This is a genomic window from Microbacterium phycohabitans, assembly GCF_032464935.1.
GTDB classification, from domain to species: Bacteria; Actinomycetota; Actinomycetes; order Actinomycetales; family Microbacteriaceae; genus Microbacterium; species Microbacterium phycohabitans.
Genome location: NZ_JAWDIT010000001.1, coordinates 117,785 through 141,831 on the forward strand (window position 1 = coordinate 117,785; position 24,047 = coordinate 141,831).

Consider the following 24,047-nt stretch of genomic DNA (forward strand, 5'->3'; position numbering starts at 1 on the left):
CGCTCGACCGACAGCCGCCACGCTCGGTGGCCCCGACAGGCTCCGCCGCCTCGGGCCGCGCCGTCGGCTACGCCCCGAGCAGCCCCGCCCCGATCGACGTGCCGGTGGGAGCCGCCGGCGGCACGGCCCAGAGACCGGAGCCGACGTGCCGCAGGTACTCGCCCATGGCATCCGTCGCGAGGGCCCTCTGCACGGTGATGTAGCGCTCGGGACTCTTCTGGAACGACAGGAAGAAGAGTCCCGCGTTCAAGCGGCCGAGATCGGTCGTGCCGTCGACGAAGTTGTAGCCACGGCGGAGCAGGCGGATGCCACCGTTCATGTCGGGGTGCGCGAGCCGCACGTGACTGCGGGGGTCGATCGCCGGCTTCCCCCCGGCGCCGACGGCGTCGAAGTCGGGAGCGGCGAACTCGTCGCCGCCCGAGAGCGGAGCACCGTTCGCCTTGTCGCGACCGACGACCCGGTCCTGCTCCGCGAGGCGCGTGCGGTCCCACGTCTCGATGAGCATCGCGATGCGCCGCGCGACGAGGTACGACCCGCCCGCGAGCCACGCCGGACCCTCGGATGCCGAGACCCACACGTTCTCGTCGAGGGCGGCGGTGTCGTCGGCGAGGATGTTTGCCGTGCCGTCCTTGTAGCCGAACAGGTTGCGCGGGGTCGCCTGGTCGGAGGTGGTCTTCGAGGTGCGGCCGAAACCGAGCTGCGACCAGCGGATCGTCGCGCGGCCGAACGCGATGCGGCTGAGGTTGCGGATCGCGTGCACCGCGACCTGCGGATCGTCGGCGCAGGCCTGGATGCACAGGTCGCCGTCGGAGCGGAGCGGATCCAGGTCGTCGCCCAGGAAAGCCGGGAGTCGCTCGAGCCCCGCGGGCTTCTGCCCCTCGAGCCCGAAGCGCTGGTCGAACAGCGTGGGCCCGAAGCCGAACGTGATGGTGAGGTTGCTCGCGGGAAGGCCCAGGGCCTCGCCGGTGTCGTCGGGCGGCGCCTCCGGAGAGCCGCCGACGGCACCGGAGGCACTGACGTCGAGGCCCTGCATCATGCGGGTCGCCGCATACGTCCAGTCGGCGAGCATCTCGGCGAGGTCGTCGCGGGTCGTGCGCGCCATCATGTCGTAGGCCGCGAAGTGCAGGTGGTCCTGCACCGGGGTGGTGATCCCGGGCTGGTGGATGCCGGCGGCCGGGGCCACGGCATCCATCACCGCTCGTTCCTGCTCGCGGCCGTACGCCGCTCCGCCCACGAGACCGAGGCCCGATCCCACCACGAGGCCGGTGGCGCTCGCGCCGAGCGCGAGGCCCATGAGCCCGCGCCGGGACAGCCCGGCGGCCCCGGAGCCGGCGGACGCGGCGCCGGCGGACGCGGCGCCGGCGGACGCGGCGACCGCCGGGTCCGAAGACCCGGCGGTGCCGGGGGTGAGCCGTTCGTCGTCCACGGTCATTCCAGGATCGTCACCGTCAGCTGCGACAGCGGCTCGGCGAGGGCGTTGATGAGGTCGGTGAGCTGACGCTTGTCGGCCTCGGTGAGCTGGGAGTAGGGCACGAAGCCGGCCTCGGCGGATCCGTGCGCGGCGAGGGCTGCCTCGAGATCGGTGTACCCCGCGTCGATGCGACCGACCAGGCTCGCGCCCTTGTCGCCCTTGGACTCCGCGAAGTCGCGCACGAGCGAGAACGCCATCTTGGACCCCTCGACGTTGGCCGCGAAGTCGTACAGGTCGGTTCCCGACCACCAGTCCTCTTCGCCGCTGATCTTGCCCGTGGCCACCTCGTCGAGCAGCGCGATCGCGCCGTTCGAGATACCCGCGACCCCCTGGGCGTCGAGGGCCTCGGTGAAGGCGTCGGAGTGCACGTAGTCGTACAGCTCCTGCGTGTCGGCGATGAGCTTGTCGCCGTAGGTGGCGCGCTCGGCCGGCGTCGAGGGCGCCCAGTCCTGCCACGCCGGCGTCTCGCCGTCGGCGTTCAGCGCGTCCTGCGCGGGGACCCAGAGGTCCTTCTCGATGCGGTGGAACCCGGTCCAGTCCAGACCCTCGGCCACGGCGTCGACCTCGCGGTAGTCGATGCGGGGGTCGAGGTCGCCCAGCGCCTCCGCGATCGGCTCGATGCGCTCGTAGAACGCGCGGACGCGCGGGAACTGCTCGCGCGCCGCGGCATCGTCACCGCTCTCGTACACGGCGGCGAAGGTCTGCACCGCGGGGAGGAGCTGGCCGACCTGGTCCTTCACGAATGCGGCGTACAGGTCGACGGCCTGCTGCTTCTGCTCGGCATCCGGTCCGTCGACGGCCACGGCGTCGCCGGTGACGGTGAACGCCGCCTTGCCGACGCCGTCTCCCACCATTCCCGGCTTGCACAGGGTGTAGTAGTCACCCGGCTGCGCGACCACGGTGAGGCTGCGCGAGGCGCCCGGGGCGATGTTCTCGACCTCGCCGACGATGCGGAGGCCGTCGGAGGCCAACAGGTAGAACTCCGTGGTCTGCTCGCTCTTGTTGTCGACCGTGAAGGCGACGGTGCCGCTGGGGGCGCTCCCGGCCGAGACGGCGCAGCCGTCGGCCGTGGAGGTCACCGTGAGGGCGCCGGAGGCCGCGGCGTCGGTCTTGGCGACGCAGCCGGAGAGGAGGAGGACGGCTGCGCCGGCCGCGGCGCCGGCCGCGAGGAGGCGTGTCGAATTCATGGTGCTCCGTTCGAGGGAAGGATGCCGCGGCGTCGGGTGCGCGCGGGAGGAGGAAGGTCTCAGGGGGCGGTGGAGGTGCCGGCCGTCGCCGGGGCGGCCGCGAGCCGGGGCTCCGCCGGCACGGTGGACGGCGAGGTCGCGGCGGAGCGCGGACGACGACCCGCCCGCACGCCCCGGACGAAGAGCGGGACGACGACGGCGACGTAGACGACCCACGCGATGACCTGCAGCCACGTCATCTGGGGCATGAAGCCCACGGTCGCCTGCAGCAGCACCGCGAGCGCGCTGTCGGGGGCCACGGCGGTCGAGACGTCGAAGGCCCACCCGAAGGGGAAGCCGGCCCAGCCGGTGGCGACCAGACCCGTGGCGGGGTCGATCGGCGCACCGGCGCCGAACGGGCCGGGAAGCGCCCCGGCCTCCTGCAGGTCGTGGAAGGCGTACGCGAGCACGCCCGCCGCCACGATGATGAGGAAACCGCCCGTCCAGGTGAAGAAACGGCCGAGGTTGAGGCGCAGCATGCCGCGCGCGATGAACCAGCCGAGGACGACGGCGGTGGCGAGGCCCAGGAGCGCTCCGAGCAGGGCCACGGGGGACTCGCCGAACGACTGCACCATCGACCACAGCAGCAGGGTCGTCTCCACGCCCTCGCGGGCCACCGACACGAACCCGATCGCCACGAGCGCCCATACGCCGCCGCGCAGCGCCTTGTCGACTCCGCCCTCGAGGCCCGCCTTGAGGGTGCGGCCGGCCTTCTGCATCCAAAAGATCATCCAGGTGACCATCGCGACCGCGAGCAGCGAAAGCCCGCCGCCGAGAAGCTCCTGGGCCTCGAACGTGAGCATGTAGGCGCCGAACGTGAAGATCGCGCCGACGCCGAGCGCGAGGGCCACGGCGAGTCCGACACCGGTCCAGAGCTTGGGCAGGGCGTCGCGGCGGTCGACGCGCGTGAGGTAGGCGACGAGGATGCCGACGACGAGCGCGGCCTCGAGGCCTTCACGGAGGCCGATGAGGAAGGTGGCGAAGAAGCTGGCAAGCACGGGCGGGAGTTCCGACTTTCACGAGGAGGAAGGACCGCGACGTTGCGGACCAGGTAAGGACAGCCTCACCTGACTGTGACAGATTACGCACTTTCGCCGCTTCGCGCATCCCCGATGTCGGCGGAAAGCGGATGCCGCGCGCGTGCGCGGTAACGGTCGGCAACATTCGCGCGCGCGACGAAGGCCCGACCTAGCCTCGATCCATGTCCGAGTTGAACCTCCCGATCCTCGACCTCTCGCTGCTCGATCAGGGGCCCGAGGCCGCGTCCCGCTTCCGCGACGACCTGCGCGCCGCCACCCATGACGTCGGCTTCTTCTACCTGACCGGAACCGGGGTCACACCCGAGCTCGAGGGTCGACTGCTGCAGGCCGCCCACGACTTCTTCGCCCTCCCCGAGGCCGAGAAGCTCGCGATCGAGAACGTCACGAGCCCCCACTTCCGCGGCTACACCCGCGTCGGCGGCGAGCGCACGCAGGGGCGAGTGGATTGGCGCGAGCAGATCGACATCGGTCCCGAGCGCGACGCGATCCAGGATGCCGACGGCCCCGGCTACAACCGGCTCGTGGGGCCGAACCTGTGGCCGGCCACCCAGCCCGAGCTCCGCGAGGTCGTCACCGAGTGGCACGACCACCTCACCGGCGTCGCCCGCAAGCTGCTACGTGCGTGGGCCCTCGCCCTCGGCGCCGAGGAGCAGTACTTCGACCGCCACTTCGGCGACCCCCAGACGCTCATCAAGATCGTGCGTTACCCGGGCAAAGACGACCCGACCCCTCAGCAGGGTGTCGGTGCGCACAAGGACTCGGGGGTTCTCACCCTGCTCTGGGTCGAGCCCGGCAAGGGCGGTCTGCAGGTCGAGCGCGACGGCGAGTGGGTCGACGCTCCCCCGGTGCCGGGCGCCTTCGTCGTCAACATCGGCGAGCTGCTCGAGTACGCGACGCAGGGGTATCTGACCGCGACGAACCACCGCGTGATCTCGCCCTCGTTCCCCGACGAGCGCATCTCGGTGCCGTTCTTCTTCAACCCGGCCCTCGACGCGCGGCTGCCGATCATCGAGCTGCCCGCGGAGCTCGCCGCCGAGGCCCGCGGCGTCTCGCAGGATCCGTCGAACCCGATCCACGCGACCTACGGCGAGAACGCGCTGAAGTCGCGCCTGCGGGCGCACCCCGACGTCGCGGAACGGTGGCACGCCGATCTGCTGGCCGCGCGCACGGCATCCTGACCCGTTCGTCGAACGCCCGCTGCCCGGTCGCCCCGGCGGCGGGCGTTCGGCGTTCGCGAGCCCGGGTGGCTGAGCCTGTCGAAGCCACCGCTCCCTCGCGGCCCAGGTGGCTGAGCGTGTCGAAGCCACCGGTCCCTCGCGGCCCAGGTGGCTGAGCCTGTCGAAGCCACCGGTCCCTCGCGGCCCAGGTGGTTGAGCCCGTCGAACCCACCGGTCCCTCGCGGCCCAGGTGGCTGAGCCCGTCGAACCCACCGGTCCCTCGCGGCCCAGGTGGCTGAGCCTGTCGAAGCCACCGGTCCCTTCGACAGGCTCAGGGACCTCCCAAGGACTCAGGGACCTCCCACGGACTCAGGGACCACTCGAGACCACGGGGGCACGCGCCCGTCGCCCCGTCCGGGAATGACGAAGGCCGCCCCACACCGTGGGGCGGCCTTCCAAGAATGTTTTGCGCGATAGAACGCTGGTGCGATTAGCGACGCAGACCGAGACGCTCGATGAGCGAGCGGTAACGGTTGATGTCGACGTCCTGCAGGTAACCCAGCAGGCGGCGGCGCTGACCGACGAGCAGGAAGAGTCCACGGCGCGAGTGGTGGTCGTGCTTGTGGATCTTGAGGTGCTCGGTGAGGTCCTTGATGCGCTGCGTCATCATCGCGACCTGCACCTCGGGGGATCCGGTGTCACCGGGGTGCGTCGCGTACTCTTCGATGATCGCCTTCTTGACGTCTGCTTCGAGTGCCATAGATGGGATCCCCTTCCTTCTCATTGCGCGGCGCCCGTCACACGATGTGCGAGCTCTCTTTATCCGCGGCCGATCGAACGGCAACCGCATGAGTCTACCAGCATCCGGATGCCGTGAACGAACCGCTGCGCACCGGCGCCCCCTCGAGCCCCGGGGCCTCCCGCGTGCCGGGGTGTCGGAGGCCTGGCGTAGCCTCGATCCGTGCAGCTCACCGTTCGCGTCAAGCCCGGCAGCCGACGCGGCCCCCTCGTCGAAGACACCGCCGACGGCCTGATCGTGCACGTGCGCGAACGCGCGGTCGACGGGGCGGCCAACGGCGGAGTGGTGAAGGCGCTCGCCGCGCACTTCGGCGTCGCCCCCCGCGACGTCGAGATCGTCCGCGGGCACACGGCCCGCGTGAAGCGCGTGGACGTCGACGCATGAGCACCCGCGAGAGCGCCCTCATCGACCTGCGCCCGTTCACCGCCTCCCCCGCCTTCGCGCGCCTGTGGATCGGATCGACGCTCGCGGGCCTCGGCGGCCAGCTCACGGTCGTCGCGGTCATGCTGCACGTGTTCGAGCTCACGCAGAGCACGTTCGCGGTGTCGATGATCGCCGTCGCAGGACTCCTTCCGATGGTGGCCGCGGGACTGTACGGCGGCATGCTCGCCGACGCCTTCGACCGCCGCACCGTCGCGCTCCTGGCGGCCGTGGTCACCTTCGCCTCCACCGCCCTGCTGGCGACGCTCGCGTGGACGGGCCTCGAGACGGTCGGGTGGCTCTTCGTCCTCAGCGTCGTGAACTCGGCGGCGAACTCCATCGTGATGGCGACGAAATCGGCCATCACTCCCCGCCTCCTCCCCCGTGATCTGCTGCCCGCGGCCGCCGCGCTCCAGGGGGTCACCGTCGGCATCATGGTCATGGCGGGCCCCGCTCTCGCCGGCGTGCTCGTCGCGTTCGCGGGTTACGCCTGGACCTACTCGCTCGACGTCCTCCTCATGACCTCTCTGTTCCTGGGACTGTGGTCGCTGCCGAAGCTGCGCCCCGAGGGCGAGGTCGTGCGCCCGGGGCTCGCGTCGCTCCGCGACGGCGCCCGGTTCCTCCGACGCGCCCCGAACATCCGGCTGCAGTACATCCTCGACATCGTCGCGATGACCTTCGGCCAGCCGGTCGCCCTGTTCCCCGCGATCGGCGCCGTGCTCCTCGGCGGCGGCGCGATCACGACCGGTGTCCTCACGGCCGCGGTGGCGGCGGGGGCGTTCCTGTCGAGCCTGTTCTCCGGTCCGATCGGACGAGTGCGCCGCCAGGGGCTGGGCATCGAACGGTCGATCCAGGTCTACGGCCTGTCGATCGGACTCTTCGGCCTCGTCCTGCTGGCCGCCGCCCTGGGCTGGGGCCGCCCCGCCGACACGGGCGAAGACCGGGGCGCCGTGCTGCTCATCGTGCTCGCCGCCCTGACGCTGGCCGTCTCGGGCGCCGCCGACAACGTCAGCGCCACCTACCGTTCCACGATGATGCAGGCGGCGGTCCCGGATGCCATGCGGGGCCGCCTCCAGGGCATCTTCATCGTCGTGGTGGCCGGCGGCCCTCGCGTCGGGGCGCTGTACGCCGGCACCCTCGCCACCATCGCGGCGCTGTGGGTCCCACCCCTGCTCGGCGGGATCGTGATCCTGGCGCTGGTGGGCTTCCTCGTGCGCCTGTCCCCGCGCTTCCGCGACTACGACGCGCTCGACCCGCAGCCCTGACCGCGCGGTGACGTCGACCGGCTGCCGATCGTCGGCGGATTCCGGACGTCGCATCCTCGCGACCCGACCGATGTCGGCGCTTCGCCCTATCGTCGGGAGCGTGGCATCCGCTCCCTCCCCCTCCCCCGTCTCGATCGCCGTGCAGTTCGTGCTCACCGGCATCGTGTGGGGGTCGAGCTTCCTCTTCATCGCGATCGCGCTCACGGGCATGACGCCGGCGCAGGTCGCGGGCGGCCGGCTGCTGTTCGGAGCCCTCGCCCTGGGCGCCATCGTCGCGATCCGGCGAGAGCGCCTGCCCCGCGACCGGCGCGCGTGGGGCCACCTGTGCGTGCTGGGGTTCAGCTTCTGCGTCGTGCCGTTCCTGCTGTTCGCGTGGGCCGAGCAGCACGTGTCGTCGGGACTGGCCAGCATCTTCAACGCCACCACGCCGATCATGACCGCGATCATGGCGTGGGCGGTGTTCCGCGTGGAGCGCCTCGAGCTCGGTCAGCTGCTCGGCATCGCCGTGGGCATCGCCGGCGTCGTCGTGATCATCGCCCCCGGCGCCGTGGCCGACGTCGGCGACAGCACGATCGCCCAGCTCGCGCTTCTCGGCGCGACGGCCTGCTACGGCTTCAGCCTCGCGTACATGCGTCGCTTCCTGGGCGACACCGGCCTGTCGGGCATCGCCTTCGCGTTCGGGTACATCGGTCCGGCCGCGGCATTCATGGTGCTGCTGTCGCCGGTCATCCTCGCGGAGCCGATGCGCCTCGACCTCCCCGTCGTCGCGAGCATCGTCGCCCTCGGCGTTCTGGGCACCGGCATCGCGTACGTCTGGAACCAGAACACCCTGCGCGCCTGGGGACCGACCCGCGCCTCCACCGTCACGTACATCACCCCGGTCGTGGGGGTGGCGCTCGGCATCCTGATCCTCGGCGAACGCATCTCCTGGAACGAGCCGGTGGGGGCCGCGGTGGTGTTCCTCGGCATCCTGCTCGTGCAGCAGCGCCTGCGCCTGCCGCGCCGCGCGCACGCCTGAGTCGTCCCGACGGGCCGCGCATCGGGACCGGACTCCTCGGTCGATCCGACGAATCCCGTACCGCGCCCGGACGCACGAAGACCCCGGATGCGGACGGCATCCGGGGTCTTCGCGACGATCACGACTGCAGCGAGCGCTGCGGGGCGATCACGCCTGGTGCGCGAACTGCAGGTCGAGCTCGATGGTGACGTCCTTACCGACGAGGACGCCGCCGGTCTCGAGGGCGGCGTTCCAGGTGAGGCCGAAGTCTTCGCGGTTGATGACCGTCTTCGCGGTGGCGCCGACCTTGTAGTTGCCCCACGGGTCGGTGCCGAAGCCGCCGAAGTCGATCGAGAAGGTGGCGGGCTTGCTGACGCCGCGGATGGTCAGCTCGCCGTCGACGAGGTAGTCGCCGTCCTCGACGCGGGCCCCGGTCGAACGGAAGTCCATCGTGGGGTAGGTCTCGACGTCGAAGAATTCGGCCGAACGCAGGTGCTGGTCGCGACCCTCGTCCTTCGTGTCGACGGAGGTGACGTCGACGGAGGCCTCGACGGTGGCCTCGAGGGGGTTCTCCGGGGCGACGAGCGTGGCGCTCTTCATGCCGAAGGTGCCGCGCACCTTGGAGATCATCATGTGGCGGACGGTGAAGGTCACCTCGCTGTGCGAGGGGTCGAGGACCCAGGTGCCCGCCTTGTAGCCGGGGATGTCGAGGGTGGTGGTGTCGGTCATGTCACTCCTAGAGGTCTGGGGAGCCGTGTCGGCGTCCTGCGGGAGTCCAACTCCCATTCACACGAATGTATTCCACGATCGAGGGAAAAGACGAACCCGAGGGAGCCGGAGCCCCCTCGGGTTCGTGAACGTCTCGTGAAGAACGCCCGGTCAGCCGACCTTGAGCAGGTCGATGATGAAGATGAGGGTCTTCCCGCCGAGGAAGTGACCGCCGGCCGGACCGTAGGCCAGGTGCGGCGGGATGACGAGCTCGCGTCGGCCGCCGACCTTCATGCCCGGGATGCCGTCCTGCCAGCCCTGGATGAGGCCGCGGAGGGGGAACTGGATGCTCTCGCCCCGGCCCCACGACGAGTCGAACTCTTCGCCCGACTCGTACTCGACACCGGCGTAGTGCACGGTGACGGTGTCACCGGGCTTGGCCTCGTCGCCGTCGCCGACGATGATGTCGCGGATGACGAGGTCGGAGGGGGCGGGGCCGCTGGGAGCGTCGAACTCCGGCTTGGTGCGATCAGTCATGCATCCATCCAAGCACGCCCGCGCGCCGGATGACGCCCCTGGACAAAGACTCAGCGCCCGGTGCCGCGGCGATGCCTGCGTGTCTCCCGGGCGCTGAGTTGGCCTACATCGATGGTGCTCCGACCTCCCCGTCGTGTCAAGACCCCGGGCCGCGGCGACGCCAGGCGCCGAGGCCGCGCTCGATCACCGACACCGCGAGGCAGGGTTAACAGGCGCGTACGGTCTCGGGACCCGCGTGCAGTTTCGGCGACACGTGGATGGTGCGGACGGCGCACGAGGTGCGTCAGTGCGACAGCAGAGCCGCCCGCGCGGCGGTGGTGCGCTCCAGGAGGTACCGCTCGGTCGCGGGAGCCTGGGGGTCGCGGCCCGACAGCGTGCGCTGGCGCGCGGCGGCGAGCGCGGTGGCATCCACGATGAACGCCTTCATGACGGCCGATCGATCGCCGGGCAGCGTACGCGCCCAGGCGACCGCCGAGCGACGCCCCGGCCCCGTGGCGAGCATGTCGACCTCCTGCGGGGTGAACCACCCGGCGGCGGCGTATTCGCCCAGGCGGGCGCGGGTCAGGCGGGACTCCTCGCGACGCAGGGCCAGGATGCCGAGGATGAACAGTACGAACAGCGGGACCTGCAGCGCCGCGTAGACCTCGAAGAAGTTCGCGAACGTGGCCGATCCGTTCCAGAGGCCGTGCAGCACGATCGCCCCGATGAGGCCCGGGATGCCGTAGGCCAGGGCCGCGCCCGTGCGCAGGCCGCGACGTGCGGCGAGGCCGAACGCGAAGCCGGTGAGACTGGTGAACATCACGTGGGCGAAGGGCGAGAGCACGGCGCGCAGGAAGAACGTGCTCGCGACCTGCGCCGGTCCGCCCTCGAGGTAGCTGATGGCGAAGTACTGCACGTTCTCGGTGAGCGCGAAGCCCGCCCCGATGAGCGCGCCGTAGACGATACCGTCGACGGGCCCGTCGAAGGCTCGGCGGGCGAAGGCGAAGATGAGCAGGACGCCGAGGCCCTTCGCGATCTCCTCGACGATGGGCGCCTGCACGACGGCGCTGAAGGCGGCGGGGAGCTGCCCGAGGGCGAGGGTCAGCAGCAGATCGACGCCCAGGGCGATGACCACCGACGCGATCGCTCCCCAGGCCACCGCGAAGACGAGCAGTCGGCGCGGCTCGGGCTCCCAACGGTCGATGTAGCGCACGGCGAACCACACGATCACGAACGGGATGGCGGCCAGCACGAGCCCGAGGAACGTCGCGGCGGTGCCCAGGAACCCGGTGAAATACCGCACGAGGAGGGCCAGGAGCGGCACGAGCAGCACGGCGACCACCCACAGCGCCACTCCCCGACCGCCCGACCGCGGCGGAGCGGCCGACACCGCCGTCTGCGGAGCCGTGGTGATGCGGGTCGCTTCGACCGAACCGGGCCGGGAGAGCGGCGAGGGTGAGCTCATGCGCTCAGCCTAGAGCGGGCCCGGGACACGGCATCCGGGGCTTGCGGCCTCCGTCGCGCGGCGCGGGCCGGTAGCGTGGTGGCATGCGTTTCGCCCACGTCCGGTCTCAGGAAGGGGCGGAAGCCCCCCGTCTCGTCAGCGTCCACGGGGAGGAGTTCTCGTTCGTCGATGCGCTCTTCGACGGTGCCCCCACCACGCTCGAGCAGCTCATCGCCGGCGGCGACGCCCTGCTCGATCGCGTGCGCGACGCAGCCGCGACGGCTCCGCGGGAGTCCCTCACCGGCATCCGCTTCGCCTCGGCCGTGCTCGCTCCCCCGTCGATTCTCGCTGTCGGCCTGAACTACGCCGCGCACTCGGGCGAGCTGGGGCTGAAGACCGACGCGGGCCCGACCGTGTTCGTGCTGTGGCCGAACTCCCTCACCGCGCACGAGGCCACCACGTCGTGGCCGCGGGCGCTGAGCGAGGCCGTCGACTACGAGGCCGAGCTCGGGGTGATCATCGGCCGTCCCGGTCGCGACATCGCGGAGGCCGACGCCCTCGACCACGTGTGGGGCTACACCGTCGTCAACGACATCACCGCGCGCAACATCCAGTTCTCCGAGGCGCAGTGGTCGCGCTGCAAGTCGTTCGACGGCTTCACCCCGACCGGTCCGTTCGTGGTCACGGCCGACGAGATCCCCGATCCGCAGGACCTGCACATCTGGACCGTCGTCGACGGACACACCGTGCAGGATGCCAGCACCGGCCAGATGGTCCGTTCGGTGAAGACGCTCATCAACAAGCTCTCAGAATCGGCGACCCTGCTGCCGGGCACCCTCATCTCCACCGGAAGCCCGGGCGGTGCCGGGTACTCGCGCGATCCGCAGATCTTCCTCCGTGACCGCTCGACCGTGACCGTCGGCATCGACGGCATCGGCGAGCTGACCACGCACTGCCGCATCCTCGACTGACGCGGCATCCACGACGAAGGGCCGGGGCGACGCGCCCCGGCCCTTCGTGATGTCGGCGTGGACGCCGCGGGTCAGTCCTCCACGACGCTGTCGGCCGCGCGCACGATGGGGATCGCCGCCGTCACGGCCTGCAGGCCCGAGAGGCGCGCGGGCGAGATCTGCTTCATGACCTCGTCGCGCGTCATGAGCCCGGCCTCGACCACGAGGTCGGCGACGTTGCGGTGCGTCAGCAGTGCGGTCTTGGCCAGCGCGGCGGCGGCGGCGTAGCCGATGAACGGCGTGAGGGCCGTGACGACGCCGACCGAGGAACCCACCATCGCGCCCAGGCGCTCCCGGTTGGCCGTGATGCCGTCGACGCAGTTGACGCGCAGGGTCCACATCGCCTGTCGCATCCAGGTGATCGACTGGTAGATCGAGTGGGCGATGACCGGCTCGAAGGCATTGAGCTGCAGCTGGCCGCCCTCGACCGCCATCGTCACGGTCATGTCGGCGCCGACCACCGAGAAGGCGACCTGGTTGACGACCTCGGGGATGACCGGGTTGACCTTGCCGGGCATGATGCTGGAACCGGCCTGGCGCGGCGGCAGGTTGATCTCGCCGAGTCCCGCCTGCGGGCCGGACGACAGAAGCCGCAGATCGTTGCAGATCTTCGACAGCTTCACGGCGTTGCGCTTGAGCGACGACGAGAACGACATGAAGGCGCCCGTGTCGCTCGTCGACTCGACGAGGTCGGTGGCCGTCTCGAGGTCGAGGCCCGTGATGGCGCGCAGATGCCGCAGCACCGCTCCCCCGTAGCCGGCGTGCGCGGTGATGCCCGTGCCGATCGCGGTCGCGCCCATGTTGATCTCGTAGAGCAGGTAGGCGTTCTCGGTCAGGCGGTTGTAGTCCTCGCCGAGGGTGGTGGCGAAACCGTGGAACTCCTGCCCGAGCGTCATGGGCACGGCATCCTGCAGCTGCGTGCGTCCGACCTTGAGCACGTCGTGGAACTCCTCCGACTTGCTGAGGAACGACTGGCGCAGCAGCGCGAGCTCCTCCAGCAGGCTCTGGAGCGTGAGCGACAGGCCGATCTTGATCGCCGTCGGGTACACGTCGTTGGTCGATTGACTGCGGTTGGTGTCGTCGATGGGCGAGAGGAACGCGTAGTCGCCCTTCTCGCGGCCCGCCATCTCGAGCGCGATGTTGGTGATGACCTCGTTGGCGTTCATGTTCGTCGAGGTGCCGGCCCCGCCCTGGATGACGCCGACGGTGAACTCGTCGTGGAACTCGCCGTCGATCACGCGCTGCGCGGCGCGGTCGATGAGGTCGGCCTTGCGCTCGTCGAGCACGCCGATCTCGCGGTTGGCGCGCGCCGACGCCTGCTTCACCATCGCGAGGGCCCGCACGAGGTCGGGGTACACCGAGATCGGTCGCTTCGCGATCGGGAAGTTCTCGAGGGCCCGGGCCGTGTGGATCCCCCAATACGCGTCAGCGGGGATCTCGAGGGATCCCAGGGAATCGGTCTCGGTACGGGTACGCGTCATCGCGTCCAAAGCCATGGGTACGTCCTTGTGGGTTGTCACGGCGAGCAGGGATGCATCGAGCCTAACCACGGCGAGCGGGGCGGTCGCTGGACACGGCGGCCGGTCGTCGGATCGACACCGTCCGCGGCGTCTATTGTCCCGTCGGGCGCTTGCGCGAGAACGCCTCGAGGCGCTCCTCCGGGCTGAGGGCGGCCATACGCGCCGTCCACTCGGGGGTGAAGTACCCCGTCGCCTCCGCCTCGACCACCGGGACGACCGCATGGGTGATCGTGTCGTCCCAGATGTGGACGAGGTGGAACGATCGCCCCGCGTCCATGCCGTTGACCTCGTCGGCGGGGCGCGCGAGGTCCATCGTGTAGCAGGATGCCGACGCGACACTGACCGGAACCCCCGCGAACGTTCCGGAGGTGGAGTAGTGCAGGTGCCCCGCGAGGATCGCCCGCACGTCGCTCCCCGCGATCGCCTCGGCCAGGCCCGCTTGGTCGCGCAGCTCGAGGATGTCGAAGAAGGGGATGTGCGTGGGCAGGGGCGGGTGGTGCAGGGCCAGGATCGTGCCCAGAGGGGCGGGTGTCGCCAGCTCCGACCGCAGCCACTCGAGCTGGGACCGGTCGAGGTCGCCGTGATGCCAGCCGGGCACGGTCGAATCCAGCGCGATGAGGCGCAGGCCGCCCAGATCGTGCACGCTCGTCACCGGCTCCACGGAGGCCTCCGCGTCGAGGAGCGCGGCGCGCATCGCGGGGCGCTCGTCATGATTGCCGGCCACCCACACCACGGGCGCGCCGAGACGCTCGGCCCAGGGCTCGACCGCCTCGCGCAGGGCGCGGTAGGCCTCGGGCTCGCCGAGATCGGTGAGGTCGCCGGTGAAGACCACCGCATCCGGCCGCACCCCGGTCGCCTCGGCCGCGGCGAGCGTGCGGCGCAGGTGCACGGCCGTGTCGTAGCGGCCCCCGAGGAGGCGATCGCCCCCGAGCAGGTGAGTGTCGCTGAGGTGGAGGATGACGCGCGCGGCGGGCGCGTGCTGACCGAACTGCACGGATGCCATGTGCCCAGCCTAGGAGGGGGGTCCGACACCGGGAGCCCGACGACGACGACCGTCCTCGATCCGCAGGCGGAGCGGTTCCCGTGCCCGCGAGCTCCGCGAGAACGCCGAGGCGTCGGCATCCGGAACCGACGTCGCCACACGGCGACGGCCGGGATCCGACGTCAGTGGTTGAAGAGGATCAGCAGCAGCGCGCCGAGCACCGCGGCCGCGCACACCGCGAAGCACGCGTAGGCGCCCACGAGCGACAGGCGCTTCTGTCCGTCGCTGAGCGGGTTCTTCTTCGCGGCCTTGGCCACCGCCTTCTCGGCGCGCCGACGCTGCTTGTCGGTGAGCACCGTGATGGCGTCGGTGAACTCCGCGGGCGCGACCAGCGGCGGACGACCACCGCGCACGAGCAGGCGCAGCCCGAGGGCGTAGAAGGTGACGACGACCGACGCGCCCAGGAGGGCGGCGACGAAGACCTGCAGGAAGGCTCCCCAGTTGATGAGCATCAGGCGTCCTTCCCGACCTTGTCGCGCTCGAGGCGGCGCTGGCGGCGCGTGGGACCGGGCTTGCGCGGCACCTTGACCGCCGCGCCGGAGTCGGCGACCTCGCTCATCGCGTTCGCCGAGGTGACCGAGTCGCGACGCGAGCGCAGGAACAGCCCCAGCACGATCGCGACCGCGATCACGGCGTCGACGGCGACGCCCCAGCCACCCAGCCACACGACGATGAGGGCGGCCGCGGCGCCCACCGCACCGGCGGCCGGGAGCGTCAGGACCCAGCCGATCATGATGCGACCGACGGTGTTCCAGCGGACGGTCGACCCGCGACGCCCCAGGCCCGATCCGATGACCGAGCCGGAGGCCACCTGCGTCGTCGACAGCGCGAAGCCGAGGGCGCTCGAGGCGAGGATCGTGGCCGCGGTCGAGGTCTCGGCCGAGAAGCCCTGGGCGGGCTTGACGTCGGTCAGGCCCTTGCCGAGCGTGCGGATGATGCGCCACCCGCCCATGTAGGTGCCGAGGGCGATCGTGATCGCGCACGCGAAGACGACCCAGAGCTGCGGGTCGGGGTTGGCGGTGGACTGCCAGCCGACGGTGATGAGCGCGAGGGTGATGACGCCCATCGTCTTCTGCGCGTCGTTGGTGCCGTGCGCCAGCGCCACGAGCGACGAGGTGAAGATCTGCCCCCAGCGGAAGCCGTCGCGGCCGTCGGCCTTCGCGTCGTACCGGCGCGTCACCCCGTACGCGATCTTCGTCACGACGAAGGCGATGATGCCCGCGGTCAGCGGCGCGATGAGGGCCGGCAGGATCACCTTGCTCAGCACGACGCCGGTGTCGATCGCCGAGGCGCCGACGCCCACGAGCGTGGCCCCGATGAGGCCGCCGAAGAGCGCGTGCGAGGAGCTCGAGGGCAGGCCCAGCAGCCACGTGAGCATGTTCCACGTGATCGCGCCGATGAGGCCGGCGAAGATGATCGGCGGGAAGATGTCGGGACTCAACTGGTCTTCGCGGATCATGCCGCCCGAGATCGTCTTCGCGACCTCGGTCGAGAGGAAGGCGCCGACCAGATTGAGGCTCGCCGCCAGCAGGACCGCGACCTTCGGCTTCAGCGCACCGGTGGCGATGGGCGTGGCCATCGCGTTCGCGGTGTCGTGGAATCCGTTGGTGAAATCGAAGAACAGTGCCAGCACGATGACCAGCACGATGATGAGGGCTGCGCTCTCCACCGTTCGCTTTCCGTGAGAAGGAGGAAGGGATGCCGACGGGATCGGCGCGACGAACGAAGAGTTCACCTGGCGTTGATCTTTCGTTCACCGAAAGACGCGACGACATCCTTTCACCCGGACCTGTGAGGGTCAAACGCGCGGGTTCGCGAGCCGTCGGCATCCACCGGTGTCGCCGGGCCGGATGCCGCGGCGGCGCACTACCGTGGAACGGTGACCGACCTCGACCCGCAGCCCGTCCCTCCCGTCGCCGACCGCCGTCCCGTCGCCCGCACCCACCACGGTGACACCTTCGACGATCCCTACGAATGGCTGCGCGCGAAAGACGACGCCGAGGTCGTCGCCCACCTCGAGGCCGAGAACGCCTACACCTCCGCGCGCACCGCCCACCTGACGCGCCTGCGCGACACCATCTTCGGCGAGATCAAGGGCCGTACCCTCGAGACCGATCTCTCCGTCCCCGCCCGCCGCGGCGACTGGTGGTACTACGGACGCACCGTCGCCGGCGCGCAGTACGGCATCCAGTGCCGCGCACCCCTCGGCTCCCCCGACGATTGGACGCCGCCGACCCTCTCCCCCGACCGCGCGGTCCCCGGCGAGCAGGTGCTGTTCGACGGCAACGTCGAGGCCGAGGGCACCGACTTCTTCTCGCTCGGGAGCTTCGAGATCTCGAACGACGGCACGCGCATGCTGTACGGCATCGACGTCGCCGGCGACGAGCGCTACACGGTCCGCGTGCGCGACCTCACGACCGGTGAGACCCTTCCCGACGAGATCCCCGGAACGTTCTCGGGCGCGACCTTCTCCCCCGACGGACGCTTCATCGTCTACACCACCGTCGACGACGCGTGGCGCCCCGACACCGTGTGGCTCCACGAGATCGGAACGGGCGTGGATGCCGACGTGAAGCTGTTCCACGAGCCCGACGACCGCTACTGGGTCGGGGCCGACTTCACCCGCAGCGACAAGTACCTCGTGATCGAGATGGGTTCCTCCATCACGAGCGAGGAGTGGCTGCTCGACGCCGACGACCTGCGCGGCGAGCCGCGCGTGGTCTGGCCGCGGAAGGAGGGCGTGGAGTACTCCAGCTCGCACGCCGTGGTCGACGGCGAGGACGTCCTCTACATCCTCCACAACGACGGCGCCCTCGACTTCGAGCTGGTGCGGGTCTCGGCATCCACTCCCCAGGGTGCCCGCGAGACCGTCATCGCGCACCGCACCGGGCAACGACTGCTGGGCGTCGACACGTTCCGCGACTGGGGGGTCGTCGCCTACCGCCGCGACGGACTGGCACGCCTGGGCATGCTGTCGTACGCCGACGCAGCCGTGACCGAGATCGCGTTCGACGAGCCGCTCTACAGCGTCGGCACGGGCGGCAACCCCGAGTACGCTCCCCCGGTGCTGCGCCTGGGCTACGGCTCGTTCGTGACGCCCGGGACCGTCTACGACTACGTCGTCGACACCGGGGAGCTACTCCTGCGCAAGCGCCAGCCCGTGCTCGGCGGCTTCGACCCCGCCGACTACGGCCAGGCCCGCGTGTGGGCCCCCGCCGACGACGGCACCCGGGTGCCGGTGTCGCTGGTGTGGAAGCGCTCGTTCGGCGAGCCCGGATCCGCTCCCCGCCCGGTGCACCTCTACGGCTACGGCTCCTACGAGCACTCGATCGAACCCGGCTTCTCGGTGCCCCGGTTGTCGCTGCTCGACCGCGGCGTGGTGTTCGCCGTGGCGCACGTGCGCGGCGGCGGCGAAATGGGCCGGCAGTGGTACGAAGACGGCAAGCTGCAGTCCAAGCGCAACACCTTCACCGACTTCGTCGCCGCCGCCCGTCACCTCGTGGATGCCGGGTACACCACGCCCGACCGCATCGTCGCCGAGGGCGGCAGCGCCGGTGGCCTGCTCATGGGCGCGGTGGCCAACCTCGCACCCGAGATGTTCGCCGGCATCCTGGCCGACGTGCCGTTCGTCGATGCGCTGACCACGATCCTGGATCCGTCGCTCCCGCTCACGGTGATCGAGTGGGACGAGTGGGGCGACCCGCTGCACGACGCGGACGTGTACGCCTACATGAAGTCGTACTCGCCGTACGAGAACGTGCGCGACGGCGTCGAGTACCCCCGCATCCTCGCGGTCACCTCGCTCAACGACACGCGCGTGCTGTACGTCGAGCCGGCCAAGTGGGTGCAGCGCCTGCGCGAGGTGGGTGCCGACGCGATGCTCAAGTGCGAGATGGTCGCCGGACACGGCGGTGTGAGCGGCCGGTACAACGCCTGGCGCGAGCGCGCGTTCGAGCTCGCGTGGCTGCTCGACGTGTTGGGGCTGGCGGAGTAGGGCGGCTGCTGCGGCGGCTCGCGGCTGCGGGTGCGGCTGCTACGGCGGCTGTGGCTTACGGCTGCTGCTCAGGCTGCGGCTGCGGCTCCTACGGCTGCGGCTTGCGGCTGCATGTCCCACATATGGCGGTGCTTGTCCCACTTATGGCCAGTTGCGACCCCCTCAACCAGCCATAACCGGGACAAGGAGACACTGACCGGGGCGTCAGCGCGCCCTGAGCAACGCAGCGCGCACGAGGGATGCCGCCGCTGTGCGGTCGCAGCGGCTGCAGCATGTCCCACTCACGGCGGTGCTTGTCCCACTTATGGCCAGTTACGACCTCCTCAACCAGCCATAAGTGGGACAAGGAGTCACTGACCGGGGCGCCAGCCCGCCCTGAGCAACGCAGCGCGCACGAGGGATGCCGCGGCTGTGCGGTCGCAGCGGCTGCGGCATGTCCCACTCAAGACGGTGCTTGTCCCTCTTATGGCCAGTTACGACCTCCTCAACCAGCCATAAGTGGGACAAGGAGTCACTGACCGGGTCGCCAGCCCGCCCTGAGCAACGCAGCGCGAACGAGGGATGCCGCCGGGGCGCCGTCTCCGCGGAGGTGGTGGCTCAGGATACGGACGTGGTCCCACCCCGCATCGCGGATCGCGGCCCAGCGGTCCGCGTCGCGAGCGAACTGCCGCGGATCCTCCGCGTGCACGCGCCCGTCGTATTCGACGGCGACGCGCCACGCCTCGAAGGTGAGGTCGATCTCTGCGACGAACTCTCCTCGAGCAGAGAAGATGTCCTCATTCACGCCCGGCTCCGGCAACCCGTGGCGCGTGAGGAGGAGTCGCAGGTGGGTCTCCCGCGGTGACCTCACGCCCGGGCGGGCAAGAGCGAGCGCCCTCCGGAGGATGCCACCCCGGACGTCCCCCATGAGGGTGATCTCGGCATCCAGGTCAGTGGCGGCGGCGAGCGGCCTCCGGCCGCCCAGGATCGCGTCGGCGCCCGCGACCAGGTCGTCGAGACGCCACAGCCGGCCGCACTGCCGCCAGGCACGGACGGCGTTCTCGATCGGCATCCCCTCGGGTCCGGCCTCGATGGCCGGCTCCCGGGTCTGCAATCGGTGACCGACGACTCCACGGGTGCGGGGCTCGCGGGCGGGGCGGTGCGCCGACACGTGCAGGCGCGGCGTGTACGGCCACTCCGGTGTGCTGAGACCACGCAGCGCGAACACCGTCTCATGACTGAAGAACTGGCCCTCGGCGAGTCGTGGTGCGTAGGCCCGGCACCTTTCGAGGATGCTCTCGTCGCAGGTCGAGCGAGAACGCACGCCGTGGAAGGGCGTCACGAGGTCGGAGGCGCGGAGGCGAGTCCTGCTCGCGCCTCGTCGGAGGGCTTCCGCTACGTGGAATCGCTCGGGCAGGTCGTCCGGCAGGGGATGGCGGCGAGTCATGCTCCAGGATCCCGACCGCTGACCCCTGCGCCGGCGTTCTCCACAGCCCCTGGACCCGGTCAAGGCCTGTGGAGGAGCCTCCCCATCTTCCGCCGCCCCGAGCATGTCCCACTTATGGCCGGTGCGGGGCGCCCCGACCGGCCATAAGTGGGACATGCACCGAAATAAGTGGGACGAGGTTGCAGGGACGCGGCGCACGCTCGCGACGCCTCCACCCGCATCCCGCCCTGCGCGCGCACAGCCTGCGCCGCGCGCACAGCCTTCGCCCATCGCCCGCCTGCGCCGCTCGCACAGACCACGCCGCTCGCCCAGCCTGCGCCGCCCGCCCAGCCTGCGCCGCTCGCGCAGCCTGCGCCGCTCGCCCAGCCTGCGCCGCTCGCCGCCCACGCCCGCCCCGCACACACCGACGCCCCGCCCCGCACGAAGCGGGACGGAGCGTCGGTGCAGCAGACTCAGCCGAAGAGGGCGGCGGCCTCCTCGTAGCGGTACAGCGGGACGCTGTTCAGCTCGCCGAGGGCGTCGGCGAAGGGGACGCGCACGATGTCGGTGCCGCGCATCGCGACCATCTGGCCCCACGCACCCTCGTTGAGCGCGTCGGCGGCGTGCAGGCCGAGGCGCGTGGCGAGCACGCGGTCGAACGCGGAGGGCGAACCGCCGCGCTGGATGTGACCGAGCACGGTGGCGCGGGTCTCGATGCCGGTGAGGCGCTCGATCTCGGGAGCGAGCAGTTCGCCGATGCCGCCCAGGCGGGGGCGGTTGAAGGCGTCGAGGCCCTTGTCGCTGAAGGCCTCGTCCATGCCCTTGAGCTTGAAGCCCTCCGACACGACGACCAGCGGAGCGCGACCACGGTCGTGGGCGCGCGTGACCTGCTCGACGATCTCGTCGATCGACATCGGCACCTCGGGGATGCAGATGACGTGGGCGCCCGCGGCGATACCCGCGTGCAGAGCGATCCAGCCGACGTGACGACCCATGACCTCGGCGACCATGCAGCGCTGGTGCGAGTCACCGGTGGTGCGGAGGCGGTCCATGGCATCCGTCGCGATGTTGACGGCGGTGTCGAAGCCGAAGGAGTAGTCGGTCGCGCGGAGGTCGTTGTCGATCGTCTTCGGCACGCCGAGCACGTTGATGCCGTCCTTCGACAGGCGGTCGGCCGCCGCGAGGGTGCCCTCGCCGCCGATCGCGAGGATGCCGTCGAGCCGGTGCCCGTACATCGTCTTGGAGATGTTCTCGGCACCGCCGCGCACGCCCTCGTAGGGGTTGGTGCGGCTGGTGCCGAGGATGGTGCCGCCGACCTTGGACAGCCCCTTCACCTCGTGACGCGTCAGGGGGAAGAAGTCGCCGTCGACGACCCCGCGCCAGCCGTCGCGGATGCCGACGAACTCGATGTCGTAGTTGGTCGTGCCCTTCAGCACGACGCCACGGATGACCGCGTTGAGACCGGGGCAGTCGCCGCCGCTGGTCAGGATGCCGATCTTCATGGGCAGAGTCCTCTGGTGCTGTGGTTCGGGTGAAGGGTCGGCGCCGTTGCCGTCTTCGACCCTATCGCCGCGGATGGAGGCGCTGCTACACGTGACGCCGGGGGTGGATGCCGGGCCCCGGCGCAGAGATACTCGCCGGCGCCGCGGCGCAGCCCGGACCGACGGCACGGCCCGGCTAGGCGGCGCAGTCCGGACCGACGGCCCAGCCCCGCGGCTCCGGTCCCGAGCGCCGCGCCCCGACCCACCCCGCGGATACGCCGAACGCCCCGGCGCCGAAGCAGCCGGGGCGTTCGTGGAGGTGCGGATCAGGCTTTGCCGAGCGCCTGACGCAGCAGGTGCATGAGCGCGGAGAGCTGCACGGAGTCGCTCGAGCCGGGCTCGACCGCCTGGCCGTCGAGGGCGCGCTGGGCGAGACCCTCCTTGGAGTCGATCAGCTCGGCGATCTTCGTGTCGATCGTGTGCGCGGCGATGATGCGCCACGCGGTCACGGGCTCCTCCTGGCCGATGCGGTGCACGCGGTCGATCGCCTGCGTCTGCTCGGCGGCGGTCCACGACAGCTCGGCGAGCACGACGTTGGAGGCGGCCTGCATGTTCAGGCCCACGCCGGCTGCGGTGAGCGAACACACCGCGATCCCCACACCGGGGTCGCTGTTGAACGCATCGATCGCGGCCTGGCGGGCGGTCGAGGTCTGCTCGCCGCGCACCGACACCGACTTCAGACCCGAGGCCTTGAAGTGGGCCTCGGCGGCATCCATCACGTCGATGTGCTTCGCGAAGAACACGACCTTGCCCACCGAGCGCTGCAGCTGCACGGCGTAGTCGGCCGCGAGGTGCGCCTTCGCCTGACCGATGCGGCGCACCATCGTGAAGACGTTCTCGCTGCCCGAACCCGCGGCCTTGCTCTCTTCGAGCTCGCCGTGGGCGACCAGGCGCACGATGTCCTCGTCGATCTCGCCGGCGGCGAGGCCGCGGTCGCCGCGCGCCTCGATGATGCGGCGGTACTTGGCGGCGAGGCGGGCGCCGAGTTCGCGCTCGGCCTGGCGGATCGAGCGGCCGTACTCGTCGTCGAGCTCGACGGGCAGGTCGGCGACCAGCTTGTCGGGCAGGTCCGCCGCGACGTCCTTCTTCTTGCGTCGCACGATGCCCATCGAGATGACGGCCTCGCGCGCCTCGGGGTAGAACGCCTTGTCGGCGGGAGTGAGGCCCGTGGCATCCAGTTTCTGCATGAGCTCGGGGCCGGGCTTCTCGCCGTTGGTCCATCCGAGGAAGCGCCAGATCGCGTCGAAGTCCTCGACGTCGTTGATCAGCGGGGTTCCGGTGAGGGCGAGCATCAGGGGGTTGCGCGTCTGTTCGCGCACCCGGGATGCCAGCGCGAGCACGTTCTGCGACCGCTGCGACGTGAGGTTCTTGATGAAGTGCGCCTCGTCGACGACGACGCCTTTGAGGCCGATCGACGACAGCCACGACAGGTGGCGGTCGAGGATCTCGTAGTTGACGATGAACACGTCGGCGAAGGCGTCGATGTCGGCGCCGCCACCGGAGATGACGGTCGCGCGGCGCTGCGGGGTCCACCGCTGCACCTCGCGCGCCCAGTTCATCTTCACGACGTTGGGCACGACGACCAGCAGCGGATACGCGTCGGCGACGGATGCCGCGAGCACCGACTCCGCGGTCTTGCCGAGGCCCGGCTCGTCGGCCAGGAGGAACTCGCGGTGACCGAGGCGCACGGCCTCGAGGAAGCGCGACTGGTGCGGCATGACCTCGAGTCCGCGCGGCGACAGCCGGTCGAACTCGGGCACGGGCGGCAGCTCCATGCTCGCGGCGGACCCGCCGGCGCCGGTCTCGAACGCCTTGTAGAGCGGGCCCATGAGCTCCCAGCCGTCGAGGCGGCGACGCGGGGCGTCACCGCTGGGGCGCGGCGTGAGGTCGGGCGCGCGGAACGGGTTCGCCATCTGGCGCGCCTCGATGGATGCCGGCACGACCTGCTTCTCGGCGAGAGCCGCGGAGACGACCGGTGTGATCTTGGGCGTGTTGTCGGTGATGATCAGCTCGTCGGGCGGCAGCTCGGCGCCCGACTCGAGCAGCCAGTCGCGGCGCATGCGGCGGGCCACGGGAGACGTGGCCTGGTCGACCTCGAGCAGCTGGATCAGCGAGGTGTCGCGCGCGGCGGTCTTCGCGAGGATCGTCGCCACGCCGTCGAGGCGCTTGAGCAGCTCGGCGCGGGCGGCGTCGGTGATCTCGGTGTCGGCCTTGACCCGCGCGCGCTCCTCGCGCACGAGGAACGCGATGACCTGGAACTTGACGCGATTGGTGGGCCCGAGCTTGCCGCGCTGCGCCTTCGCCTCGACCTCGCGCACCTTGCGGGCGAGGATCGGGATGACGGGTGCTTCGTCGTCGCGTCGGGATGACGTGGTCTTCCTGCGCCGCTGGCTCGAGCTACGGGCGGCGGTTGCCGTGGTCGGCATGCTCCTCCTGAGCGTGTCGTCCGGAAAGGGTCCGGAACGTTCCGGCGCGAAGCCGGTGGATCAGTG

The 24,047-nt window shown here is 70.8% G+C and carries 20 protein-coding genes; 6 read left to right on the forward strand and 14 right to left on the reverse strand.

Features of this window, described 5'->3' with window-relative positions; genetic code table 11:
- Positions 1-67: 67 nt before the first annotated feature.
- From efeB to efeU, 3 genes are read right to left on the reverse strand one after another with little or no spacing between them, the layout of a single operon-like run.
- The gene (gene efeB / locus RWH44_RS00585; RefSeq protein WP_437127253.1) at positions 68-1,432 is read right to left on the reverse strand and encodes an iron uptake transporter deferrochelatase/peroxidase subunit; all 1,365 of its coding nucleotides are present in this window, start codon (positions 1,430-1,432) and stop codon (positions 68-70) included.
- The gene (efeO, locus tag RWH44_RS00590; protein WP_316003087.1) at positions 1,429-2,658 is read right to left on the reverse strand and encodes an iron uptake system protein EfeO; all 1,230 of its coding nucleotides are present in this window, start codon (positions 2,656-2,658) and stop codon (positions 1,429-1,431) included. The genes efeB and efeO overlap by 4 nt, the downstream gene beginning before the upstream one ends.
- Before the next feature lie 59 nt (positions 2,659-2,717).
- Positions 2,718-3,695 (reverse strand): iron uptake transporter permease EfeU, encoded by a 978-nt coding sequence (gene efeU, locus RWH44_RS00595; RefSeq protein ID WP_316003088.1) that lies wholly within the window; start codon positions 3,693-3,695, stop codon positions 2,718-2,720.
- Positions 3,696-3,898: 203 nt separating this feature from the next.
- Here efeU and RWH44_RS00600 point away from each other — a divergent pair, with 203 nt between their 5' ends.
- Positions 3,899-4,915: an isopenicillin N synthase family dioxygenase gene (locus RWH44_RS00600; protein ID WP_316003089.1), complete on the forward strand. Its 1,017-nt coding sequence runs from the start codon at positions 3,899-3,901 to the stop codon at positions 4,913-4,915.
- 469 nt (positions 4,916-5,384) lie between these two features.
- On the opposite strand, the gene rpsO is transcribed toward RWH44_RS00600, so the two are convergent.
- A complete protein-coding gene (rpsO, locus tag RWH44_RS00605) occupies positions 5,385-5,654 on the reverse strand; it encodes a 30S ribosomal protein S15 (protein WP_013583433.1) in 270 nt (89 codons plus the stop codon).
- A 201-nt stretch (positions 5,655-5,855) separates the two neighbouring features.
- Here rpsO and RWH44_RS00610 point away from each other — a divergent pair, with 201 nt between their 5' ends.
- The 3 genes from RWH44_RS00610 to RWH44_RS00620 all read left to right on the forward strand — a co-directional run bounded on the left by RWH44_RS00610 (position 5,856) and on the right by RWH44_RS00620 (position 8,396).
- Positions 5,856-6,077 (forward strand): DUF167 domain-containing protein, encoded by a 222-nt coding sequence (locus RWH44_RS00610; RefSeq protein ID WP_298875081.1) that lies wholly within the window; start codon positions 5,856-5,858, stop codon positions 6,075-6,077.
- A complete protein-coding gene (locus RWH44_RS00615; RefSeq protein WP_316003090.1) occupies positions 6,074-7,378 on the forward strand; it encodes an MFS transporter in 1,305 nt (434 codons plus the stop codon). The genes RWH44_RS00610 and RWH44_RS00615 overlap by 4 nt, the downstream gene beginning before the upstream one ends.
- 100 nt (positions 7,379-7,478) lie before the next feature.
- A complete protein-coding gene (locus tag RWH44_RS00620) occupies positions 7,479-8,396 on the forward strand; it encodes a DMT family transporter (protein WP_316003091.1) in 918 nt (305 codons plus the stop codon).
- A 147-nt stretch (positions 8,397-8,543) separates the two neighbouring features.
- Here RWH44_RS00620 and RWH44_RS00625 read toward each other — a convergent pair whose 3' ends face one another.
- From RWH44_RS00625 to RWH44_RS00635, 3 genes are all read right to left on the reverse strand, one after another.
- Positions 8,544-9,104, reverse strand: coding sequence for a YceI family protein (locus RWH44_RS00625; RefSeq protein ID WP_298875071.1), 561 nt, complete (start codon positions 9,102-9,104; stop codon positions 8,544-8,546).
- Positions 9,105-9,254: 150 nt separating this feature from the next.
- Positions 9,255-9,620 (reverse strand): FKBP-type peptidyl-prolyl cis-trans isomerase, encoded by a 366-nt coding sequence (locus tag RWH44_RS00630; RefSeq protein WP_013583439.1) that lies wholly within the window; start codon positions 9,618-9,620, stop codon positions 9,255-9,257.
- Between the two features lie 283 nt (positions 9,621-9,903).
- Positions 9,904-11,064 carry a PrsW family intramembrane metalloprotease gene (locus RWH44_RS00635; RefSeq protein WP_316003092.1) on the reverse strand — a complete coding sequence of 387 codons (1,161 nt, stop codon included), beginning with the start codon at positions 11,062-11,064 and terminating at the stop codon, positions 9,904-9,906.
- An 83-nt stretch (positions 11,065-11,147) separates the two neighbouring features.
- On the opposite strand from RWH44_RS00635, the gene RWH44_RS00640 reads away from it, so the two are divergent.
- Positions 11,148-12,014: a fumarylacetoacetate hydrolase family protein gene (locus RWH44_RS00640; RefSeq protein WP_298875065.1), complete on the forward strand. Its 867-nt coding sequence runs from the start codon at positions 11,148-11,150 to the stop codon at positions 12,012-12,014.
- 71 nt (positions 12,015-12,085) lie between these two features.
- Here the strand turns inward: RWH44_RS00640 and RWH44_RS00645 are convergent, their stop codons facing one another.
- From RWH44_RS00645 to RWH44_RS00660, 4 genes are all read right to left on the reverse strand, one after another.
- Entirely contained in the window at positions 12,086-13,549 is a 1,464-nt protein-coding gene (locus RWH44_RS00645; RefSeq protein ID WP_316003093.1) for an aspartate ammonia-lyase, read from the reverse strand.
- 115 nt (positions 13,550-13,664) lie between these two features.
- On the reverse strand, positions 13,665-14,576 hold the full coding sequence (locus RWH44_RS00650) for a phosphodiesterase (protein WP_316003094.1): 912 nt from the start codon (positions 14,574-14,576) through the stop codon (positions 13,665-13,667).
- Between the two features lie 161 nt (positions 14,577-14,737).
- Entirely contained in the window at positions 14,738-15,067 is a 330-nt protein-coding gene (locus RWH44_RS00655) for a peptidase (RefSeq protein WP_298875058.1), read from the reverse strand.
- Entirely contained in the window at positions 15,067-16,284 is a 1,218-nt protein-coding gene (locus RWH44_RS00660; protein ID WP_316003095.1) for an inorganic phosphate transporter, read from the reverse strand. The genes RWH44_RS00655 and RWH44_RS00660 overlap by 1 nt, the downstream gene beginning before the upstream one ends.
- Positions 16,285-16,494: 210 nt before the next feature.
- Between RWH44_RS00660 and RWH44_RS00665 the strand changes: the two genes are divergently transcribed.
- A complete protein-coding gene (locus RWH44_RS00665; RefSeq protein ID WP_316003096.1) occupies positions 16,495-18,609 on the forward strand; it encodes a S9 family peptidase in 2,115 nt (704 codons plus the stop codon).
- 511 nt (positions 18,610-19,120) lie between these two features.
- On the opposite strand, the gene RWH44_RS00670 is transcribed toward RWH44_RS00665, so the two are convergent.
- The 3 genes from RWH44_RS00670 to RWH44_RS00680 all read right to left on the reverse strand — a co-directional run bounded on the left by RWH44_RS00670 (position 19,121) and on the right by RWH44_RS00680 (position 23,981).
- On the reverse strand, positions 19,121-20,035 hold the full coding sequence (locus RWH44_RS00670) for a putative endonuclease domain-containing protein (protein WP_316003097.1): 915 nt from the start codon (positions 20,033-20,035) through the stop codon (positions 19,121-19,123).
- 452 nt (positions 20,036-20,487) lie between these two features.
- Positions 20,488-21,516 carry a 6-phosphofructokinase gene (locus tag RWH44_RS00675; RefSeq protein WP_298875050.1) on the reverse strand — a complete coding sequence of 343 codons (1,029 nt, stop codon included), beginning with the start codon at positions 21,514-21,516 and terminating at the stop codon, positions 20,488-20,490.
- Positions 21,517-21,821: 305 nt separating this feature from the next.
- Positions 21,822-23,981: a DEAD/DEAH box helicase gene (locus RWH44_RS00680; RefSeq protein ID WP_298875047.1), complete on the reverse strand. Its 2,160-nt coding sequence runs from the start codon at positions 23,979-23,981 to the stop codon at positions 21,822-21,824.
- Positions 23,982-24,047: the final 66 nt, after the last annotated feature.

What these genes read in the sequence shown, in the direction of transcription:
- efeB (WP_437127253.1), bottom strand. Translation starts at nt 1,432, where the DNA reads ATGACCGTGGACGACGAACGGCTCACCCCCGGCACCGCCGGGTCTTCG.
- efeO (WP_316003087.1), bottom strand. Translation starts at nt 2,658, where the DNA reads ATGAATTCGACACGCCTCCTCGCGGCCGGCGCCGCGGCCGGCGCAGCC.
- RWH44_RS00600 (WP_316003089.1), top strand. Translation starts at nt 3,899, where the DNA reads ATGTCCGAGTTGAACCTCCCGATCCTCGACCTCTCGCTGCTCGATCAG.
- rpsO (WP_013583433.1), bottom strand. Translation starts at nt 5,654, where the DNA reads ATGGCACTCGAAGCAGACGTCAAGAAGGCGATCATCGAAGAGTACGCG.
- RWH44_RS00615 (WP_316003090.1), top strand. Translation starts at nt 6,074, where the DNA reads ATGAGCACCCGCGAGAGCGCCCTCATCGACCTGCGCCCGTTCACCGCC.
- RWH44_RS00625 (WP_298875071.1), bottom strand. Translation starts at nt 9,104, where the DNA reads ATGACCGACACCACCACCCTCGACATCCCCGGCTACAAGGCGGGCACC.
- RWH44_RS00630 (WP_013583439.1), bottom strand. Translation starts at nt 9,620, where the DNA reads ATGACTGATCGCACCAAGCCGGAGTTCGACGCTCCCAGCGGCCCCGCC.
- RWH44_RS00635 (WP_316003092.1), bottom strand. Translation starts at nt 11,064, where the DNA reads ATGAGCTCACCCTCGCCGCTCTCCCGGCCCGGTTCGGTCGAAGCGACC.
- RWH44_RS00640 (WP_298875065.1), top strand. Translation starts at nt 11,148, where the DNA reads ATGCGTTTCGCCCACGTCCGGTCTCAGGAAGGGGCGGAAGCCCCCCGT.
- RWH44_RS00645 (WP_316003093.1), bottom strand. Translation starts at nt 13,549, where the DNA reads ATGGCTTTGGACGCGATGACGCGTACCCGTACCGAGACCGATTCCCTG.
- RWH44_RS00650 (WP_316003094.1), bottom strand. Translation starts at nt 14,576, where the DNA reads ATGGCATCCGTGCAGTTCGGTCAGCACGCGCCCGCCGCGCGCGTCATC.
- RWH44_RS00655 (WP_298875058.1), bottom strand. Translation starts at nt 15,067, where the DNA reads ATGCTCATCAACTGGGGAGCCTTCCTGCAGGTCTTCGTCGCCGCCCTC.
- RWH44_RS00670 (WP_316003097.1), bottom strand. Translation starts at nt 20,035, where the DNA reads ATGACTCGCCGCCATCCCCTGCCGGACGACCTGCCCGAGCGATTCCAC.
- RWH44_RS00675 (WP_298875050.1), bottom strand. Translation starts at nt 21,516, where the DNA reads ATGAAGATCGGCATCCTGACCAGCGGCGGCGACTGCCCCGGTCTCAAC.
- RWH44_RS00680 (WP_298875047.1), bottom strand. Translation starts at nt 23,981, where the DNA reads ATGCCGACCACGGCAACCGCCGCCCGTAGCTCGAGCCAGCGGCGCAGG.